Origin of the sequence: Pseudomonas sp. UME65, assembly GCF_014170225.1 — a bacterium.
In the GTDB taxonomy this organism is placed as follows: Bacteria; Pseudomonadota; Gammaproteobacteria; order Pseudomonadales; family Pseudomonadaceae; genus Aquipseudomonas; species Aquipseudomonas protegens.
Genome location: NZ_LZZQ01000016.1, coordinates 791,938 through 810,687, shown reverse-complemented (window position 1 = coordinate 810,687; position 18,750 = coordinate 791,938). Strand labels below are relative to the sequence as shown.

The 18,750-nt window shown below is 57.9% G+C and carries 17 protein-coding genes and 2 pseudogenes; 12 read left to right on the top strand and 7 right to left on the bottom strand.

Going from position 1 to position 18,750, the window contains the following annotated elements:
- Positions 1-98: 98 nt before the first annotated feature.
- The 6 genes from A9971_RS28855 to A9971_RS28830 all read left to right on the top strand — a co-directional run bounded on the left by A9971_RS28855 (position 99) and on the right by A9971_RS28830 (position 7,300).
- Complete coding sequence (locus A9971_RS28855) at positions 99-1,028, top strand: ZIP family metal transporter (protein ID WP_183000321.1); 930 nt, start codon at positions 99-101, stop codon at positions 1,026-1,028.
- Positions 1,029-1,181: 153 nt separating this feature from the next.
- Entirely contained in the window at positions 1,182-1,682 is a 501-nt protein-coding gene (locus tag A9971_RS28850) for a ferritin-like domain-containing protein (RefSeq protein ID WP_078828204.1), read from the top strand.
- Positions 1,683-1,839: 157 nt separating this feature from the next.
- Entirely contained in the window at positions 1,840-2,856 is a 1,017-nt protein-coding gene (locus A9971_RS28845; RefSeq protein ID WP_254616265.1) for a M42 family peptidase, read from the top strand.
- Positions 2,857-3,798: 942 nt separating this feature from the next.
- Positions 3,799-5,178: an iron-containing redox enzyme family protein gene (locus A9971_RS28840; protein ID WP_174395363.1), complete on the top strand. Its 1,380-nt coding sequence runs from the start codon at positions 3,799-3,801 to the stop codon at positions 5,176-5,178.
- A gap of 19 nt (positions 5,179-5,197) precedes the next feature.
- Complete coding sequence (locus A9971_RS28835) at positions 5,198-6,175, top strand: class I SAM-dependent methyltransferase (RefSeq protein ID WP_174395364.1); 978 nt, start codon at positions 5,198-5,200, stop codon at positions 6,173-6,175.
- Between the two features lie 6 nt (positions 6,176-6,181).
- Positions 6,182-7,300, top strand: a complete 1,119-nt coding sequence (locus A9971_RS28830) for a carboxylate-amine ligase (protein ID WP_404944728.1) — start codon at positions 6,182-6,184, stop codon at positions 7,298-7,300.
- A 38-nt stretch (positions 7,301-7,338) separates the two neighbouring features.
- Here the strand turns inward: A9971_RS28830 and A9971_RS28825 are convergent, their stop codons facing one another.
- Positions 7,339-7,593 carry a metallothionein family protein gene (locus tag A9971_RS28825; RefSeq protein WP_174395366.1) on the bottom strand — a complete coding sequence of 85 codons (255 nt, stop codon included), beginning with the start codon at positions 7,591-7,593 and terminating at the stop codon, positions 7,339-7,341.
- A 204-nt stretch (positions 7,594-7,797) separates the two neighbouring features.
- Positions 7,798-7,971 (bottom strand): annotated as a pseudogene (locus tag A9971_RS28820) (general stress protein); the annotation flags it as partial.
- Between the two features lie 269 nt (positions 7,972-8,240).
- On the opposite strand from A9971_RS28820, the gene A9971_RS28815 reads away from it, so the two are divergent.
- The 4 genes and pseudogenes from A9971_RS28815 to A9971_RS28800 form a co-directional block, all read left to right on the top strand.
- Entirely contained in the window at positions 8,241-8,501 is a 261-nt protein-coding gene (locus A9971_RS28815; RefSeq protein WP_183000319.1) for a hypothetical protein, read from the top strand.
- A gap of 166 nt (positions 8,502-8,667) precedes the next feature.
- On the top strand, positions 8,668-9,552 hold the full coding sequence (locus A9971_RS28810; protein WP_183000318.1) for a manganese catalase family protein: 885 nt from the start codon (positions 8,668-8,670) through the stop codon (positions 9,550-9,552).
- A 65-nt stretch (positions 9,553-9,617) separates the two neighbouring features.
- A complete protein-coding gene (locus A9971_RS28805) occupies positions 9,618-10,127 on the top strand; it encodes a ferritin-like domain-containing protein (RefSeq protein WP_183000317.1) in 510 nt (169 codons plus the stop codon).
- Between the two features lie 132 nt (positions 10,128-10,259).
- Positions 10,260-11,756: pseudogene (locus A9971_RS28800) on the top strand (histidine kinase famiy protein); the annotation flags it as partial.
- Here A9971_RS28800 and cyoE read toward each other — a convergent pair.
- From cyoE to cyoA, 5 genes are read right to left on the bottom strand one after another with little or no spacing between them, the layout of a single operon-like run.
- Positions 11,689-12,708 (bottom strand): heme o synthase, encoded by a 1,020-nt coding sequence (gene cyoE / locus A9971_RS28795; protein ID WP_404944727.1) that lies wholly within the window; start codon positions 12,706-12,708, stop codon positions 11,689-11,691. The pseudogene A9971_RS28800 and the gene cyoE overlap by 68 nt on opposite strands.
- Entirely contained in the window at positions 12,666-13,004 is a 339-nt protein-coding gene (gene cyoD, locus A9971_RS28790) for a cytochrome o ubiquinol oxidase subunit IV (RefSeq protein ID WP_183000315.1), read from the bottom strand. The genes cyoE and cyoD overlap by 43 nt, the downstream gene beginning before the upstream one ends.
- A gap of 1 nt (position 13,005) precedes the next feature.
- On the bottom strand, positions 13,006-13,620 hold the full coding sequence (cyoC, locus tag A9971_RS28785; protein ID WP_183000314.1) for a cytochrome o ubiquinol oxidase subunit III: 615 nt from the start codon (positions 13,618-13,620) through the stop codon (positions 13,006-13,008).
- A 3-nt stretch (positions 13,621-13,623) separates the two neighbouring features.
- Positions 13,624-15,597 (bottom strand): cytochrome o ubiquinol oxidase subunit I, encoded by a 1,974-nt coding sequence (gene cyoB, locus A9971_RS28780; RefSeq protein ID WP_174395373.1) that lies wholly within the window; start codon positions 15,595-15,597, stop codon positions 13,624-13,626.
- Positions 15,598-15,599: 2 nt separating this feature from the next.
- Positions 15,600-16,523: a ubiquinol oxidase subunit II gene (cyoA, locus tag A9971_RS28775; RefSeq protein WP_174395374.1), complete on the bottom strand. Its 924-nt coding sequence runs from the start codon at positions 16,521-16,523 to the stop codon at positions 15,600-15,602.
- A 418-nt stretch (positions 16,524-16,941) separates the two neighbouring features.
- Between cyoA and A9971_RS28770 the strand changes: the two genes are divergently transcribed.
- Together A9971_RS28770 and A9971_RS28765 are read left to right on the top strand one after the other, a co-directional pair.
- Positions 16,942-17,256, top strand: coding sequence for a hypothetical protein (locus A9971_RS28770; RefSeq protein ID WP_174395375.1), 315 nt, complete (start codon positions 16,942-16,944; stop codon positions 17,254-17,256).
- A 133-nt stretch (positions 17,257-17,389) separates the two neighbouring features.
- Positions 17,390-18,721 (top strand): APC family permease, encoded by a 1,332-nt coding sequence (locus A9971_RS28765; protein WP_220802877.1) that lies wholly within the window; start codon positions 17,390-17,392, stop codon positions 18,719-18,721.
- The last annotated feature ends 29 nt before the right edge of the window (positions 18,722-18,750 follow it).

The following is an 18,750-nucleotide window of genomic DNA, read 5'->3' as shown; positions in this document are numbered from 1 at the left end:
CTGCAATCTTTGCGAATCAGAGCCTCTGCATTTAACGCGAAAGGTGGTTTCCCATTGCTGCGTTTCATGCTCATAACGCAGAAAGCTGTGGAGGAAAAATGTCAGAGCCCTCTCCATCGTTTGGAGCGCCTTTGCGCGCTTGGTTCGTACATATTTCCCGCTCGGGGTGGGAAGGATTGTCCTTCTGGATACTCTTGTTGTGTGTAGCTGTTTTCCTGGTCATCTCCGGTTATGGCGCATTCGTCGGTGCCAATAAGGCGAATCTCCACTTTGCTTTTCTGGGCGGACTTTCCGGTTTCGCTGCGACAGCTATCGGCGCAGCCGCAGCCATAGCATTGCGAGATATCGCCGCCCGTACGCAAGACATCATGCTTGGCTTTGCCGCCGGCATGATGCTGGCCGCCAGTTCCTTCTCGCTCATTCTCCCTGGTATTGAAGCAGCACAGGCCCTTTGCGCAAACCAGTTGCTCGCAGCATGCGTTGTTGTTGCGGGATTGGGATTGGGCGTAGCGCTGATGGTTGGCCTTGATCGTTTCGTCCCTCACGAACACGAGAAAAGCGGACGCAGGGGACCGGACGCGCAGCGTATCAATCGGGTTTGGTTGTTCGTCCTGGCAATCACGCTGCATAACCTGCCAGAAGGCATGGCTATTGGGGTGAGCTTCGCCCACGGCGATATGAAGGTGGGGCTGCCTCTGACAACCGCAATTGCCATACAGGACATTCCGGAGGGGTTAGCAGTCGCCCTGGCATTACGAGTGACAGGCATCAGCGCGCTTCGATCCGCGCTGATTGCGGTTGGTTCGGGGCTGATGGAACCCTTGGGGGCAATTGTCGGTTTAGGGATTTCCAGTAGCTTTGCCTTGGGGTATCCCATCGCTCTCGGCTTGGCAGCTGGTGCCATGATTTTTGTAGTGTCCCATGAGGTCCTTCCCGAGACACATCGCAATGGTCATGAGACACCAGCGACCTTAGGCCTGATGCTGGGTTTCGGCGTCATGATGTTTCTTGATACAGCCCTGGGCTAGTTCTGAACCTTTTATCAGTCACCCCGAAAACTTTCGGAACACCTCTTAAATTGAGCAGGTCAGTTTTCATGCACGGCAAATATTGCTTGCCGGTGAATCCCATACGGACGCCGCGATTAGGCGACGCCCGACTGACCAGAAGGAAGTCTCGAAATGGCTAGAAAAACTGTCGAAGATTTGTTTATCCACGAACTCTCTGATGTTTACAGCGCGGAAAAGCAAATCACCAAAGCCTTGCCGCGCTTGGCGAAAGCGGCGACCAACCCGCTGTTGGCGGAGGCCTTTACCTCACACCTGGAAGAAACCCAGGGCCAGATCGAGCGCATTGATCAATTGGTGGAACTGACCGGGATAAAATTGAAGCGCATGAAATGCGTGGCGATGGAGGGGTTGGTTGAAGAGTCGAAAGAGCTCTTGGAAGAGATCGAGAAGGGCGCCGTTCTTGATGCAGCGTTGATTGGCGCGGCGCAGAAGGTGGAACACTATGAAATAGCCGCCTATGGCACCCTTATAGCGATGGCCAAACACCTCAAATATGACGACGCTGCAAAGTTGTTGGCTGCGACGCTCGCCGAGGAAAAAGGCGCCGATGAAAAGCTGACAAAGATCGCGGAGCAGGGTGGCAATCAGGCTGCAACGTTGGAATCCAAGTGACAGCAGTGATTTGAAACCAGGCGGCGTCGCAATGGCGCCGCTTGCCACTTATAAGTGCCTGCGCGAGAGACCGAAAATGTCTGATGCACAACGTGGAGCTATTTCCAGAGCCTCAAACCCGCAAAACACGCTTTCCGAGTTGTTAGCTCAACTCCTGATGGCTCGCGGGCCAGGTGGGCAGGAAGATGAGGTTCGCGAAATATGCTTGCAAACCATTACTCCTCTCTGCGACGAAACATGGGTTGATACCGCAGGTAACGTCATAGGACTTATTAAGGGTAAGCGGAAGGCTACCGAATCGCGCGGAGCTGTAAGGGTCATGGCGCACATGGATGAAATCGCGATGGTGGTTAAGAGCGTCAATGAAGATGGCACATTGAGAGTTATCGCCCTGGGAGGCGCGAACCCGGTGAATTTCGGTATGTGTCCGGTTGATATTCTGGGTGATAACAAAATTATTCCAGGCGTTTTGTCTTTCGGCTCAATGCATGCGACGCAGAATGCGCCTCAAGGCGCTGATGTGTTATCGGGAGATGTGCATTGGAATGACGTTCATGTGATTACGCGATCTTCACCCCCGGTCCTGCGCACTCAAGGCGTACGTCCAGGTACGCGGGTCGTGTTGAGTCGCCATTGGCGTGAACCGTTTCGAGTGGGTGACGCCATCGCGGCGCATTTTCTGGATGACCGTGCACCCTTGGCGGCCATAATTGATGCCGCGCATCAATTGAGCCATCGCCGAGATGAGCTGGCATGTGATGTATATTTTGTATTTACGACGTCGGAAGAAGAATCCAATGCAGGGGCGATGTTCGCATCCGTGTCCCTACCAGGTGAAACCACCATCGCTGTAGAGGTCGGGCCAGTGATGGATGAGTATGGAACGAAGCTGAGCGTCGATCCAATCATCAATACCGGCGACGAAAAGGGTTATTACACACGCGACATCGTGATGGCCTTAGCCGCAGCAGCAGAGCGCTGTGGTTACAGCCCTCAATATGCGTTACTCGTCGATTTTGCCTCAGATGCGAGCGCCGTATTAAGCAATGGCTCGTCGGCTAGAGCGGGGTGCGTAGCAATACCTACCGAAAACACTCATGGTTATGAGCTGATCTTAGACGGCGCAGTTTGGGCTTGTTCGGCGACGCTTTGCGAGTACTTGATGACTTGCTAAAGGCAGGAAATGAACCCGGTGTGCGCTTAGATAGATTTGGTTTATCTACACAAATTCTATGCGTTTATCTTAAAGCATCGACTTACCATATGATTTACGCTTCGTTTGTTAATCGCGTCTTTCGTCGCCTTTCGTTGAAAAAATAAACCGCTGCATAGTTTTTGGTTTCTCAATACTGAGCCTGTTCACTCAGACAGCCTCTAGGTATAACTCCTTTTTGCCCGTACTCAGTGCGGGCTTTTTTTCTATGGGTTTTATATGGCTAAAGAGTTACCAGCTAATGGCGAGCGCCCATCGAGCGGTTGTAACCACCCTTATATACGTAAAGGTTATTATCTTGGCTTAAGCCCAGATGTTTATGTGTGTATGTATTGCGCAGAGCAACGAAAACCTGAGCAATGGGACAATTTTGAGCTCCGACGTCGGCCACCTACAGGAATGCTTAATGATGTGGAGCGATAATAAGCTTTCGCTGGCCGGACCCTGTATTTGATCGTTCTGTGATGGTCAACTGCGCAACGATGCCGGGGTTGCCTGCCAGCGTTTGACAGCGTCAGCCTTGGCTCAATGACGATGATCGCGTCCCCCTGAGTAGATGAGGGCAAACCGATTCAGCAACTGGTGGCGCACGCTTCAGCCACCGCTTGAAGCCTTCCAGAATTGGCCGTCAAGGGTTAACCCATCACTTTGTCAGATCTTAGCGCATGCCGATGGAATTATTGCGTCGTGTGCGGCTCTTTCTGAATAGGACGCGCAAAAAAGCGCCCCCCGTAATAGGTACCGGCAGTCGCTGGCGCTTGAAAAAAACAAGCGGATGGAGCCAGTCATGCGTGCGTTCCCCGGTTACTTAGTTTTTCTGTTTTGTCCCGTTGCTCTCGGGGTGTATTTGCCTGCCGGTGGCCGTTGGCGGATATGCCTTGCATGCGACCAAAGGAGTCTCTCATGACTGTCTTTCAATCCCTGCTTAGTAGTTCTGACCAGAGGCTACGGGAAGGCCCATTGCGCAGCCAGTACCTGCGTCTCCTCACAGATTGGAACACTGAATCTTCCCAATGGGCGGCCGAGTTTTTGCAAGCGCAGTTGGAATGCCTCGGTCCCGTTGAAGACAATCCACTGCCTACGTCGCCCGACCAACTTATGGATTGGGTGGTGCTCAACTGCTCTAGCGTTGCTCAGGAGTATGCGCGTTACTTGCATGGTCGGATGCAAGGAGGCGGCCGCCGGTATTTTCTAAACAAAGCTCATGCCTTGTACTTTTTGCAATGCGTGGCACCCACCAAACAAGTGGACGGTGCCTGGCTATACGGTGTACTTGCGCACTGGCGGGACTACCGCTACGACGGGCTTTTGACCACTTATTTTGAAGAGCTCGGCGATGGTGAACCAACGCAAAATCATGTCGCGATATACCAGCGTCTGCTGGCCGAGCAAGGCTGCGACGGCGATTTCGCATGGCAAGACCAGCACTTTCACCAAGGCACCATCCAGCTGGCATTGGGTCAAAGCGCCGAGTCGCACTTGCCGGAGATCCTGGGGTATAACCTGGGTTATGAGCAACTGCCGTTGCACTTGCTCATCTGCGCCTACGAGCTCAAGGAATTGGGCATCGACCCCTATTATTTCAGTTTGCATGTGACCATCGACAACGCCAGCAGCGGCCATGCTCGCCGGGCCGTGCAAGCGGTCCTGGCATTGATGCCGCGCGGGATGGACGCAGAGGAATATTGGCAACGGATACGGCGGGGTTATCAACTGAACGACCTCGGACTGGGTTCTACGGCAGTGATCCAGGCGTTCGACTTGGAAAACGAGTTGGTGGCAATGCTTGAGCGCAAGCGACTGTTCGGCCAGCACATGCATTCGGATTACTGCCGCTTTGAAGGTAAGAGTGTCAACCAATGGCTGGCGCAGCCCGGGCAGGTTCGCGGGTTCTTGCAGGCCCTTCAGGACAAAGGCTGGATCAAGCGCAACCGCGCCCCCGAAGACAGTCGTTTCTGGCAGTTGATCGAAGGCGCGGGTGCCGCCATGTTCGGCGTGTTCAGCGGTTATGAAAAACAGTTGCTGCGGGACTGGATCGCCGGTGACTGGCGCGATGCAAAAAGTACTGCGCGCACCCGCCCGGCGCGGCCCGTATCGCTGGACGCAAGCACGCAAATGTTGGATGACCCTGAAACTCAGGCACTCCGTAAGGCACTGCAGGAGCCCGACGGCGAGCAAGTGCTCTCCCTGTTATTACCGTGGCTGGGCCCCGACCGCCATCATCGGCCCGCCGGCTTGTTTGCCACCCGCCGTTTTATTGAATTACGCGCAGTTCTGCGCTGACTGACAAGGAGCCCTGCCTATGGAAGACACACTGTCCGTCACGCCTCCCGGGGCATCGGCCCAATCGCATGCCGATCGGGGTCTGCTCAATCTGGGCCGCCGCCTACAGGCGAAGGGGTATCACTTTATAACGCCCACGCCGCTGACCCATCAACGGGTCATGGCGCGTTGGGATAACGCACCGGCCAGCGATACGCGCGGGATATTCGGTTGGTCACGGCCCTTCGATGCTGAGGTTTTCGAGGCTGAAGAACGGCAGGAACTGCAACAGGCCGGAATCATCTTCAAGGCGCATGGCCGCTGGCGGAGCCGGGTGCGCTGGTCGAGCCTGGGTCCGTTGCTGCTGGCGCATTCGGCGTTTCCGACAGAAGACGCTGATGCGGTTTTTTTCGGCCCCGACACTTACCGCTTCGCCAGCGTAATCGAAGAGAGCCTGCGCCAACGCTTTGCGCCGATCCGCCGTGCCGTGGATGTGGGCTGCGGTTCGGGCGCCGGTGCCTTGCTGGTGGCGCGCGCCCGGCCTGACGCAGAGGTGCTCGCGGTGGACATCAACCCAAAGGCGTTGCGCATGAGTGCGGTCAACGCCGAACTCGCCCAAGCACCGAACGTCAGCGTATACCACAGTGATGTGCTCGACGGCGTTGATGGTCGCTTTGACCTGATCCTCGCCAATCCGCCCTACATGAAGGACAGTCAGCAGCGCTCCTACCGCCACGGGGGCGGTGAATTGGGCGAAGCGCTGTCGCTGCGTATTTTGCGCGAAGCGCTGCCACGTTTGGAGCGCGATGGCACTTTATTGCTCTACACCGGGGTCGCGATGGTCGATGGCCGCGATTTGTTCCTTGAATCCGCTCGCGCCATGTTGAGTAGCGATGCTTTTGGCTGGACCTACCACGAACTTGACCCGGACGTGTTTGGCGAAGAGCTGGAACAGCCAGGCTACGAGCGCGTCGAACGCATCGCAGCGGTGGTTCTATCCGTTACTCGACTGAGCTGAATGCCTATGGATCGTGCACAGCGCTTTGGCATTGAAGAAGAATATTTCATTACAGATTTGCGCAGTCGGTGCATGCTCGCCGAGCCGCCAGCTCAGGTGCTTGCGGCGTGCCGCGAGGTCATCGGCGATGGCTTCTCTTATGAGATGTTCCAGGGCCAGATCGAAGTGGCGTCTCCAGTGTTTGACGACGCCGCAGAAGCGGCCACTTACCTGGGCCGGGTGCGCCGCGAGTTGAGCCAGGCGTTGGCCGGATATGGACTGGGGTTTATATGCAGCGGCGTACACCCATTGGCTGATTGGCGGGCGCAACGTGCTACGCCTCAGGTCCATTTTCAGCGCTTGTTCGAGGAGTTCCAGATCGTCGCGCAGCGCAGCGTGCTCAGTGGCCTGCATGTTCACGCAGAGATCCCGGCGGGTGTTGATCGAATCGCAGTGCTGAACGAGGTGTTGCCCTGGTTGCCGATGCTGCTGGCTCTTAGCGTTTCATCGCCGTTGTGGCAGGGGCAGCCCAGTGGGTATTGCAGTTATCGGCAAGTACTCTGCGACGAATGGCCGCGCATGGGTATCCCTGAATACCTACCGGATGAGCAGAGCTTCGAGCAATACCTGGGCTTACTGAAACGTAGCGGTGCGCTGGCTGAGGATGCAAATGTCTGGTGGGGTTGCCGGCCCTCGTTGAGCTACCCGACGCTGGAGTTGCGCATGACCGACGCATGCCCGCGATTGAGCGACGCGCTGGCTCTTGCCGGACTGTTCCGGATCATGATCAAACACGCCTGCCAGTTGCCGGCACCCGGCAGCCAATACAGCCTTGAACGTCATTGGCTGCTCAAGGAAAATCGCATTCACGCTCGTCGTTGCGGACATCATGGACGCTTCACGCTGGCGCCGGACACCGCGGCAATATCCCTTGAACAGTGGCTGGTTGTGGCAGAGCAGCAATTCGGCGAAACCGCGCGTGCGTTGGGAGAAGAGGGCGTGTTCGACCAAGCACGGCAAATGCTGCGCGACGGCAGCAGCGCCGAGCGTCAACTACGCGTCTTCAGTGCACAGTCTTCGCCCGGACTGCGAGGCGGGCAAGCAGTGATTGACCGGTTGTTGGAAGAAAGCCGGGAGAACCCATGAAAGTGCTATCCGGCGAATGAAATCTGCGCTCAAAAAAACTAAGGGGAAATAGGATCACTGGCGGGGAACGTTTCTTCGATAGCTTCATCGAGCTGGCTGTCGCTGATGGCACGCTCACGGAGGGTGACGCCCGATTCACAATGGCAGTCAGCGGCCGGGCAAGGTTGCCCGTGTGGGTGCAGGTTGGCACACGCTTGACTGCAGTAGTGCCTTCCGTCCCGTTGATGATGTGCAAGAGCGTCGCACTTACAGGCAGCGCAAGCGCATTGACCGAGATGGGTAGTGTTTGACATGGACTCTCCTTATTGCCGATCTCCTGGGTTTAAGGTGTCTGATTTTTATCAGCATCAAGTAAGTTTTAATATAAAGATTGGTCAGTAGGCATGGCCATATTATTGGTCTTGCTGTCGACGGCGCCGGTTTATCCGGTTACGCCGCTGTAATGAACACGCCGAAACGAGCCCGACAGGGCGGCGAGGCCGCCCTCTGTAAGAGCACTAAGATTCCGATTTCCGGCCGCCGCCATGGCTGTGTTGACCGCCTTTGCGTCTTGCTTCAGACGCTTTCTCGCGGTCATTGGCAAAATTTCCGCCCGATGATTGGCCGCCTTTTTTCCCGGCTTCGGAAGCTTTCTCGCGGTCATTAGCAAAGTTGCCCGGGTTTTTGTTTCCTGTAGTCATGAGAGTTCTCCATTCACTAAGGTAGCGCTTCGTTAGTTGCCCATTTTCTGCAATGGACATTTACTGGGATGTCGGCCGGCGAAAAAATGTTTTAAGAGTTTTATCGGAAGGCGACAAACGGTAGTTAGTCATGCATACCTTTGAATCTTGCACGCTTAAGTCGGCGGTCGGGAATACCTGGCCGTTCGTCTTCTACATGGCACCGCAAACTTATAGGCGATTCCAAATGGTTTCATCCATGTACACAGGAGATGCCTGCTATGAACCACGACACATCCAATGGTCAAGACCTGCCGCTGGAAAAATCGCCTGAGCCGAACGAGGACGGTTGCGTCCTGGGAACGGCCGGGCGCAACGAAGATCCGAACGCAACAACTGACTGGGACCACCCCGATGACACATCACCTGAACGGGCGCCTGAGCCGCCAACCAGCGGCAAAAATCCGTGTGTCACGCTGCCGCCCAACGGCACTCCCGGAATAGACACCGTTCCTGGCCCGCAGAACGACGACGGGAAGTGAGCCTCCAAATGCTCTGCGCCGCGGTTTCGCTTGATGCGTAACCCCCGACCGCTGATCGCACTGCAAAGGTTTATTTTGAAATTTATCAACAGGGAAGCGCCTCACAAAAAGGTAGGCAGCGCTCCAAGCGGGCGCCGCCCCTTCTTAAGCCTGAGGAGATTTGTTCATGTTTCTACATAACAAGCGACTTCAATACACCGTACGCGTGGCCGAGCCTAATCCGGGCCTGGCCAACCTGCTGCTGGAACAGTTTGGCGGCGCTCAAGGGGAACTGGCGGCAGCGTCCCGCTACTTCACCCAGGCCTTGGCTGAAGACGATCCGGGCCGCAAGGATCTGCTGATGGACATCGCCACCGAAGAGCTCAGCCATCTGGAGATCGTCGGGTCCATCATCGTGATGCTCAACAAGGGCGCCAAGGGGCGCATGGCCGAAGGTGTGGAAGAGGAGGGCGAGTTGTATCGCTCCCTTAATGGTGCCGGCAATGACTCTCACATTACCAGCCTGCTGTACGGTGCCGGTGCGCCGTTGACCAACTCCGCCGGCGTGCCCTGGACAGCGGCCTATATCGACACCATCGGTGAGCCCACCGCAGACATGCGCTCCAATATCGCGGCCGAAGCCCGCGCCAAAATAGTCTACGAGCGGCTGATGAACGTCACGGATGATCCGGGCGTAAAAGAGGCGCTGGGCTTTTTGATGACGCGGGAAATCGCGCATCAATTGTCTTTTGAAAAGGCGCTGCATTCGATCCAGCCGAACTTCCCTCAAGGCAAGCTGCCGGGCATGCAGGAATTCACGCAGGTTTACTACAACATGTCCCAAGGCGCGGAAAGTATGCGTGGCCCGTGGAACCAGGGCGAAGAGTGGGAGTTCGTGGAAAGCCCGCAACCGGCGGTCGATGGTGGTGATGGCTTGGCCACTGTGCAACTGGATGCCGATGACGAAGCGACATTGAGCGCGATGAAAATCCGCACGGCCTCGGACGCGACGAGCGACCCCGTTACCGGCGCTGACCTGGGCTCGGGAATGCAACCTAAACCCGAAATTTGAAGCTTGGCAGCCGCACGCTTTCGGGCGTGCGGCGCCTGCCATTTTTTATCAAGAGGACTAACGACATGGCGACTTCACAGGAAAACCTGCTCGATTGGCTACGTGATGCCCATGCGATGGAGCAGCAGGCCGAAAAAATGCTCAAGGCGCAATCCGAGCGCCTAGAACATTACCCCCAGCTCAAGGCACGGATCGACCAGCACATTGAGGAAACTCTCGGCCAGCAGCAACTTATTGACCAGTGCCTGGCGCGTCTGGGAGGCAGCTCATCGACCCTGAAAGACATGGGGGGCAAGCTGATGGCGTTCGGCCAGGCAGTCGGTGGCTCACTGATGAGTGACGAAGTCATCAAGGGCGCGATGGCCGGTTACGTCTTCGAAAACATGGAAATTGCCAGCTACACGGCGCTTATCGCCGCTGCGAAAGAGGCCGGTGATTCGGAAACTCTAGCGGCCTGCGAAAAGATCCTGCCGCAGGAAATCGCCATGGCCGAGTGGCTGCTACAGCACTTACCGGAACTGACGCAAGCGTTCCTGCGTCGCTCAGCCGACCCCGACAAAGCAGCCAAGCGCTGACGTAATGCGCGGCGCCCGACCGCCTGCGGCGGGCGCCTGTTCAGCGCAGGGTGGCACTGCGCGACGTTTTCACGGTCCATGGAACACGCACCACGTAACTGGAGGTGAACCTTGGCAAGCAAGAAAAAGCCCGTGGTCGACCGTATCGATCCGGCGCGGCTCTCTTCCAGCCGCAAAGACCTGTTTTTCGCGGCGATGGAAACCAGCCAAAGCGCGATGATCGTTTGCGACCCGGCTCAAGCCGACAACCCGATCATTTTCGCCAATCAGGCGTTCCTGAGGCTGACGGGGTATGAACAGGATGAAGTGATCGGGCGCAATTGCAGGCTTCTGCAAGGACCTGAAACCGATAAGCGTGCGTTGCGGCAAGTGCAGCATGCGATGACATGCCGCCATGAGGTATGTGCGGAAGTACTCAACTACCGCAAGGACGGTTCGACGTTCTGGAATGAACTGTTCATTTCGCCGTTGTTCAATGAGAGCGGCCAATTGGTGTACTTTTTTGCCTCTCAGCTTGACGTGAGCCGGCGCCACGACGCAGAACTGCGCGTGCGCCGCGTTCAGGACCTGGAGGCCCTCGGGCAACTGACCGGCGGCATCGCCCATGACTTCAATAACCTGCTGCAGGTGATGGTCGGTTATCTCGAACTGATCCAGCAGAGCGCCAAGCGCCCCGGCACCGACCCGCAGCGCATCCTCAACAGTGCCAGCCGCGCCAGGGCCGCCGCCGAAAAAGCTCAAACCTTGACCCAACAGCTACTCGCGTTCTCGCGCAAGCAACGTCTCGACAGTCGCGTAATCAACCTGAACACCTTGCTGAGCCGCACCGATTTTTTGGCGCAGACACTGCAGGATGTCCAGCTGCATGTGGATCTGGCTGAGGAGCTGTGGAACTGTCGTATTGACCCTGCGCAGGCGGAGCTGGCGGTGCAGCATTTGTTATCCAACGCCCAGGATGCGCTAGGAGGACATGGCGAGCCGACCGTGACAATCAAGACGTGCAACGTTCAGGTTCCGGGCGATGCCAATGCGCAACGCGACGGGCTGGCCGAAGGCCGCTACGTGGGCCTCTCGATCAGCGATAACGGCAACGGCATCGATGAGAGCGTCCAGGAGAAAGTCATGCAGCCGTTCTTCACCACCAAGGAAGAGGGCAAGGGTTCGGGGCTGGGATTGTCGATGGTGTATGGCTTTGTCAAGCAATCGGGCGGTACTGCACGCATCCATTCCTACCCAGGCGTTGGCACGACGGTATGCCTGTATTTTCCGGCGAACGACAGCCAGCTCTGGGTCGAGCAAACGCCCGCGACTACTTCGCTTCAAGGCGACGAGCACATCTTGATTGTGGAGGACCGGCCCGAAGTGGCCGAGCTCGCGCAGGAGGTTCTGTCTGACTACGGTTATAGCACCGACATTGCACACACTGCCGCCGAGGCGCTTGATCGGCTCGCCGGCGCGACCTATGACCTGGTGTTCAGTGACTTGATCATGCCCGGCCAGATGAATGGCGCGGAACTCGCGCGCGAGATAGCGCACTTGTATCCGCATACCAGGGTGCTGCTTACGACGGGCTATGCGAAAGACTCGCTGGAGCGCGCGGATATACAGGTGCATGACTTCGAGTTGATTGCCAAACCCTACCAGCCCGCTGATTTGCCCAGGAAGATTCGCAGCTTGCTCGACACAGCGTGGACAGCGCCAGCATCAGGTTGAGGATCATCACCAACAGAATCGAGAAGCCGAAGATCGAGCGCGCCCAGCGCGCTGGATCGACCCGGCGCACGCTGCTGTTGGCCAGCGCCAGCCAGTAACCGCCTAAGGCGCTGATCACGGCGAAATACAGTATGCCCATCTGGGCCACCACTCCCAGCAGCAGGGTGCTGGCGAAGAAAGCCAGGGTGTACGCCTGTATTTGCCGGTGGGCTTGGGTCAGGGTCAGCAGCGGCAGGCGCGCCGCGCGGAAGTCCTCGCGGCGCATCACGGTGATGGCCTGTGAATGGGGCATCTGCCAGCAGCAGAACACCAGCACTAACATCATCGCCGTGGCGTCGAACCTTGCGGTGACCGCGCAATAACCGATCACCGGCGGCATTGCCCCGGAAAGGCTGCCGACCAAGGTGCCCCAGTGGGAACGGCGCTTGAGCCAGAAGGTGTAGACCCCCGCATAGATCACCAGCCCGACCAGCGCCAGGCAGCACGCCAGCAGGTTGCTGCCCGCCCAGAGCAGGCCGAAACCACTGACGCCCAGTGCGATGGCATAGCTGGCGGCGGTGGGCACCGCGATGGTTCGCAGCGCCAGTGCGCGATGGCAGGTTCGCACCATGCGCCGATCAATGTCTCGATCGGCGCAGTTGTTAATGACACAACCGCAACCGATCACCAGTGCAGTGCCGAGCAGGGTGGCAACTAGGTGCGCAGGGTCTGCCAGGCGCCCGCCGCCAGCGAGGAAATAACCCCCCAGCACCGACGTGAGATTGCCAAAAATGATCCCTGGCTTGGTCAGTTGAATTCCTGCATTGAGCAACCCCAGCCAGTACCTCAGTGCGCCAGCATGTTGTGGTGAATACTGTCCATGATCCATAGCGAGAGCCCTACCAGCAAAAGAATGATGACCGCCGAAAAAATCAGTGCAATCAGGTTCCAGCGTTGTTCCTCGGCCGTATCCAGATGCAGGAAGAACTTGAGGTGGACCACGATCTGGATAACCCCCAGCGCCACCACCAGCCAGGCGGTGATGGTGCGCGGCAGCGAAGGGAACATCACCAGGGCGAAAGGGATCAGGGTCAGCAGCACCGACAGCAGGAACCCGACCAGGTAGGAACGGCTGCTGCCATGGCTGGTACCGGCGCTGCTGTGAATCGAACTTTGCTTGTACATGTCACACCACTCCCAACAGATAGATCACGGTAAACACGCAGATCCACACCACGTCCAGGAAGTGCCAGAACAGGCTCAGGCAACTGAGCCGGGTGGCGGTGGTGTTGGTCAGGCCTTTCTGGCGAATCTGCACCATCAGCACAGCCATCCAGATCAACCCCGTCAACACGTGCGCGCCGTGGGTGCCGACAAGGGTGAAAAACGCGGTCAGAAACGCGCTGCGGTCCGGTCCGTAGCCTTCTGCAATCAGATGGTGGAACTCGTTGATTTCCATGGCAATGAAGCCGGCGCCGAGCACGAACGTGAGTCCCAGCCAACGCAGCACCTGGCTTTGCTGGCCACGGTTCATCGCGAGCATCGCGTAGCCGTAGGTGATGCTGCTCAACAGCAGCAGCATGGTTTCAGCGAGCACATAGGACAGTTCGAAAATATCCACGCTCGAAGGACCGCCGGCCACGCTGTCGCGCAACACCGCATAGCCGGCGAACAAGCTCGCGAACAGGATGCAGTCGGTCATCAGGTAGATCCAGAACCCGAAGACGCTCAGCGAACCCGCGTCTTCATGTCCGTGTTCCTGAGTATGAGCGACGTCTTTTTCAATCACGATATTGGACATGGATCAAGCCTCTGCCAGGTCTTTGAGACGTGCCGTTTCGATGCGCGCCACCTCTTGCGCGGACACGAAGTAATCAGTGTCTTCGTCGTAGCTGCGCACCACGAACGCGACCACCGAAGCCACCAGGCCGAACGCCGCCAACCACCAGATGTGCCAGACCAGGGCGAAGCTGCAGATCAGCGCGAACAGGCTGATCAACAGGCCCGAGGCGGTGTTGCGCGGCATGTGAATGCTTCGGTAGTCGGTGTGGCTGAGGGTGCTCACGCCGCGCTCCTTCATGCCCCAATAAGCGTCCAGGTCATTGACCTTGGGTTGCTCGGCGAAGTTGTACAGCGGTGGCGGAGAGGCGGTGGCCCATTCCAGGGTGCGCCCGTCCCACGGGTCGCCAGTGAGGTCGCGGTATTGGTGGCGGTTGCGGATGCTGACGAACAGCTGCAGAGCCTGGGAAATTACGCCGCAGAGGATGATGAGCACGCCCAGCACTTCCAGCAGCAGCCACGGCCGCCATTCCGGGTTGTCGAAATGGTTTAGGCGCCGGGTCATGCCCATAAAGCCCAGTACATACGACGGCATGAACGCGAAATAAAAGCCGATCAGCCAGCACCAGAAGGCGATGCGGCCCAGCTTGTCGTTCAAGCGGAAGCCAAAGGCCTTGGGGAACCAGTAGGTCAGGCCGGCCATGTAGCCGAACACCGCGCCGCCGATGATCACGTTGTGAAAATGCGCGATCAGGAACAGGCTGTTGTGCAGCATGAAGTCAGCGCCCGGCACTGCCAGCAATACCCCGGTCATCCCGCCGATGCTGAAGGTCACGATAAAGCCCAGGGTCCACAGCATGGGGGTCTCGAAGCGCACCCGGCCACGGTACATGGTGAACAGCCAGGTGAAGATTTTCACCCCGGTCGGCACCGCGATAATCATGGTCATGATGCCGAAGAACGCGTTGACGTTACCCCCTGCGCCCATGGTGAAGAAGTGGTGCAGCCACACGATGAACGACAACACGGTAATCGCAATCGTCGCCCATACCAGCGACACGTAACCGAAGAGCCGCTTACTGCTGAAGGTCGCGGCAATCTCGGAAAACACTCCGAACGCCGGCAGGATCAGGATGTACACCTCCGGATGCCCCCAGGCCCAGATCAAGTTCACGTACATCATCGGGTTGCCGCCGGCTTCGTTGGTAAAGAAATGCATGCCCAGGTAACGGTCCAGGGACAGCATCAGCAGGGTGGCGGTGAGAATTGGAAACGACGCCAGGATCAGCACCGAGGTGCACAGCGCATTCCAGGTGAACACCGGCATTTTGAACAACGTCATGCCTTCGGTGCGCATCTTCAAGATTGTGACGAAGAAATTCAGCCCCGTCAGTAACGTGCCGACGCCGGATATCTGCAGTGACCATATGTAGTAGTCCACCCCGACCCCGGGGCTGTATGCCAATCCGGATAACGGCGGATAGGCGACCCAACCGGTTCGCGCAAACTCACCGATCCCCAGTGAGACGTTGACCAGCGCGGCACCGGCCACGAACAGCCAGAAGCTCAGCGCGTTGAGAAACGGATAGGCCACGTCGCGTGCGCCGATCTGCAACGGCACCACAACGTTCATCAGGCCGACCACGAAGGGCATGGCCACGAAGAAAATCATGATCACGCCATGGGCAGTGAAGATCTGGTCGTAGTGTTCCGGCGGCAGATAACCCGGCCCGCCACTGGCGGCCATGGCTTGCTGGGTGCGCATCATGATTGCGTCGGAAAAACCGCGTAGCAGCATCACCAGCGCGACGATGATGTACATACATCCGATCTTTTTGTGGTCCACCGACGTGAACCACTCGCGCCACAAATAGCCCCATTTGCGTTTCCAGGTAATGGTGCCCACCATCGCCGCGCCGATCAGCCCGATGAAGGCCAGCGTGTACATCACAATCGGTTCAGTGGTTGGAATCGCATCCCATGACAGTTTTCCGAACATTGTTATTGCTCCTCGGCCAGTAAACTGGGGTGTTGATCGACGCGCTTTTCAGTACCGCTCAATGGCGCTCGCCTGGTTTTATTGGCCTTGTTCATGCCTTCGTATTTATCGACGATGTCCAGAAACAGCCGCTCCTGCACTGCCGAGTAATAGGTCACGGGGTGCTTGATGGTGGGCTTGGCCAAGTGCGCATAGCTCGTTTGGTCAAGGGCTGTGGAGGCGCCCTTGACCTTGTTCACCCAGGTCTGGAAGTCGGTGGGGCTCAATGACAGCGTGGTGAAATGCATGTCGGAAAAACCGGGGCCGTTGTAGTTGGCGGCGATTCCCTTGAACTCGCCGGTTTCGTTGGCGATCAGGTGCAGCTTGGTCTGCATGCCTGCCATCGCATAGATCTGCCCTCCCAGCGCCGGGATGAAGAAGGACGTCATGGCTGCGTCGGAGGTGATGGTGAAACTCACCGGCGTGTGCACCGGCAAGGCCAGTTCGTTGACGCTGGCGATACCCAGGTCGGGGTAGATGAACAGCCACTTCCAGTCGGTGGCCACCACCTGGACGTTGATCGGTGGCGTGTCCGAGTCGAGCGGGCGATAGGGGTCGAGGGCGTGGGTGGTTTTCCACGTCACCCAGCCCAAGGCGATGATGATCAGCAGCGGCACGCCCCACACTACCGCTTCGATTTTGTGGGAACTGGCCCAGCGCGGTGAGTAACGGGCCTTTTTATTGGTGGCGCGGTAGCGGTAGGCGAATACGAACATCAGCACGATCACCGGCACCACAACCAACAGCATCAGGCCCGTGGCGAGGATAATCAGGTCGCGCTCATCGGTTGCAATCTGCCCCTTGGGGTTGAACACCACTAAGTTGCAGCCGCTTAACAAGAAGACGCTGGCGAGATATGCCAGGCAATAGCCAATCGCTCGTTTCATGCCTTGCTCCTGTATTGAAAACGTCCGTTGTTACGGCGCCGAAAGTCCGGCGACAGTGGTCGAAAATTACTTAAGCGAAACGCTGGCGCTGCGCTTTTTAGTGCGTGGCGCAGTCAAGTGCCTGACGCCAGGCAATACAGCGCCATCAATGGATAAAACCCATCAACTGCCCGGATCTGTTGGCTTTCGCTGCTGCTCTGGGGTGCGTGTTTCACCGCGCTGCCGAATATTTTGAATAGACGTCACGGGGTTGGTTTAACAATTTGTTACTTCGCCTGACGAACGGCTTAACAAGCGAAACGGCACTAGAGCTTTATAGGTGCATGATGCAATTTCCCTTGTAAAAAAGACGGAATCCCTCTTAAGGCATTCAGGTCTTACTTGAAGACCAACCCACTAACGGTCCGGGAGAACAGTTATGTTTATTCGTGGTAATACTTATAAGGCATGGGCCCAAAAGGCATTGGAAGAAGAGTGCTTTACTCAGGAAGTGGAAAACGGGTGCCATATCGAAGTCAGGGCCCGGGAGCGCGAAGACGCCGATATCGAAGTGATGGTCAGCGTCTATACCGCGACGGGGCAATGCGTGATTGAACGCACCAGCCAGTTGCCGGGCGCCGAATGGACCGTGCACGACGCGCTCAAGCGCGGCATTGATCAGGCGGAACGGATTGCGGGCGGCGAATCGGGGCGTTTGCCCTGCGCTGACGCGCACCTGCACGAGGACGATTGACGGGGCGCCTGCGCCGGGGTTGCAGCGGAAAACGGAACTTTGGCGGCGCGTGGATTTTCCATTGTAGAGAGCCCCGCGTCAGCCGGCCCGCGCCCGCTGATTGCTGATAACAACCCCGCCGCCCGAACCGCCCATGTCCGAGTTCAGCTTCAGCCAAGCCGCACCCACAAAACCGTCCTTGCGCCGCGCCGTGACGGGCCCGATGTTGTTTCTGTTCATTCTCGGCGATGTGCTCGGTGTCGGCGTATACGCGCTGGCCGGCACCATCGCTGGCGAGGTGGGTGGGGCGATCTGGGTGCCACTGCTGGTGGCGTTGTTCTTCGCCATGCTCACGGCAGGTTCGTACGCGGAGCTGGTGACCAAGTTCCCCTATGCCGGCGCTGCTTCGGTGTTCGCCGAGAAGGCATTCAAGTCACCGCTGATTTCGTTCCTGGTCGGCTTTTGCATGCTGGCGGCCGCCGTCACCAGCGCGGCCGGGCTGTCCCTCGCATTTGCCGGCGATTACCTGGCGGCGTTCGTCGACGTATCACCGCACCTGGCCGCGCTGATATTCCTGATGGTGATAGCGCTGCTCAATGCTCGCGGTATCAAGGAGTCGTTGGGCGGCAACATGGTCATGACCTGCATCGAACTGTCCGGGCTGCTATTGGTGGTGGTGGCCGCGGCCTGGTGCATCCAGTCGGGCGAAACCAACCTCGGCCGCGCGCTGGAGTTCAAGGCCGGCGTCAACACTATGCCTGCGGTGCTGAGCGCTGCATTGCTGGCGTTCTATTCGTTTGTCGGTTTTGAAACGTCGGCTAACCTGGCCGAAGAAATACGCGGGGTGCGCAAGGTGTATCCGCGTGCGCTGTTTGCCGCGTTGGTGACGGCCGGCATCGTGTATACGGCGGTTGGTGTCGCTGCTTCAGTGGTGCTGCCGATGGACAAACTGACGGCCACCTCGGCGCCGTTGCTCGAAGTGGTACGCGCCTCGGGCTTGAGTATCCCGCCCCAGCTCTTCGCATTCATTGCACTGGTGGCGGTCGCCAACGGTGCGCTGTTGACCATGGTCATGGCCAGCCGCCTGACCTATGGCATGGCCCGCATGGGCCTGTTGCCGGGGCCGCTTTCGCGTGTGCTGCCCAAGCGGCGTACGCCTTGGGTCGCGATCATCGCCAGCACCCTGGTGGCCATCTCCTTGACGTTGACCAGCACGCTCGCAGCGTTGGCCGATACGGTCGTGCTGTTGCTGCTTTTCGTGTTCCTCAGCACCAACCTGGCGGTGCTGGTATTGCGCCGCGACCTCGTCGCAGAACACCATTTTCGTGTGCCGACCTGGGTGCCGGTGCTGGCGATTGTTTCCTGCCTGATCCTGCTCAGCCAGCAAGGCCTCGACACTTGGCTGCGAGGCGGCGCGATGATGCTGCTGGGGAGTGCGCTGTACGCGTGCAACCGCCTGGCGACGCCGGTCGCGGAGCCTGGCTAAATCGCTTATCGGAGCATGGGTATCGGCAT

Excerpts from the sequence above, each read along its gene's own strand:
- A9971_RS28840 (WP_174395363.1), top strand. The coding sequence starts at position 3,799 with ATGACTGTCTTTCAATCCCTGCTTAGTAGTTCTGACCAGAGGCTACGG.
- cyoD (WP_183000315.1), bottom strand. The coding sequence starts at position 13,004 with ATGTACAAGCAAAGTTCGATTCACAGCAGCGCCGGTACCAGCCATGGC.
- A9971_RS28845 (WP_254616265.1), top strand. The coding sequence starts at position 1,840 with ATGGCTCGCGGGCCAGGTGGGCAGGAAGATGAGGTTCGCGAAATATGC.
- A9971_RS28805 (WP_183000317.1), top strand. The coding sequence starts at position 9,618 with ATGGCGACTTCACAGGAAAACCTGCTCGATTGGCTACGTGATGCCCAT.
- A9971_RS28765 (WP_220802877.1), top strand. The coding sequence starts at position 17,390 with ATGTCCGAGTTCAGCTTCAGCCAAGCCGCACCCACAAAACCGTCCTTG.
- A9971_RS28855 (WP_183000321.1), top strand. The coding sequence starts at position 99 with ATGTCAGAGCCCTCTCCATCGTTTGGAGCGCCTTTGCGCGCTTGGTTC.
- A9971_RS28825 (WP_174395366.1), bottom strand. The coding sequence starts at position 7,593 with ATGTCAAACACTACCCATCTCGGTCAATGCGCTTGCGCTGCCTGTAAG.
- A9971_RS28835 (WP_174395364.1), top strand. The coding sequence starts at position 5,198 with ATGGAAGACACACTGTCCGTCACGCCTCCCGGGGCATCGGCCCAATCG.
- A9971_RS28830 (WP_404944728.1), top strand. The coding sequence starts at position 6,182 with ATGGATCGTGCACAGCGCTTTGGCATTGAAGAAGAATATTTCATTACA.
- cyoC (WP_183000314.1), bottom strand. The coding sequence starts at position 13,620 with ATGTCCAATATCGTGATTGAAAAAGACGTCGCTCATACTCAGGAACAC.
- cyoA (WP_174395374.1), bottom strand. The coding sequence starts at position 16,523 with ATGAAACGAGCGATTGGCTATTGCCTGGCATATCTCGCCAGCGTCTTC.
- A9971_RS28810 (WP_183000318.1), top strand. The coding sequence starts at position 8,668 with ATGTTTCTACATAACAAGCGACTTCAATACACCGTACGCGTGGCCGAG.
- A9971_RS28815 (WP_183000319.1), top strand. The coding sequence starts at position 8,241 with ATGAACCACGACACATCCAATGGTCAAGACCTGCCGCTGGAAAAATCG.
- A9971_RS28770 (WP_174395375.1), top strand. The coding sequence starts at position 16,942 with ATGTTTATTCGTGGTAATACTTATAAGGCATGGGCCCAAAAGGCATTG.
- A9971_RS28850 (WP_078828204.1), top strand. The coding sequence starts at position 1,182 with ATGGCTAGAAAAACTGTCGAAGATTTGTTTATCCACGAACTCTCTGAT.
- cyoB (WP_174395373.1), bottom strand. The coding sequence starts at position 15,597 with ATGTTCGGAAAACTGTCATGGGATGCGATTCCAACCACTGAACCGATT.
- cyoE (WP_404944727.1), bottom strand. The coding sequence starts at position 12,708 with ATGGATCATGGACAGTATTCACCACAACATGCTGGCGCACTGAGGTAC.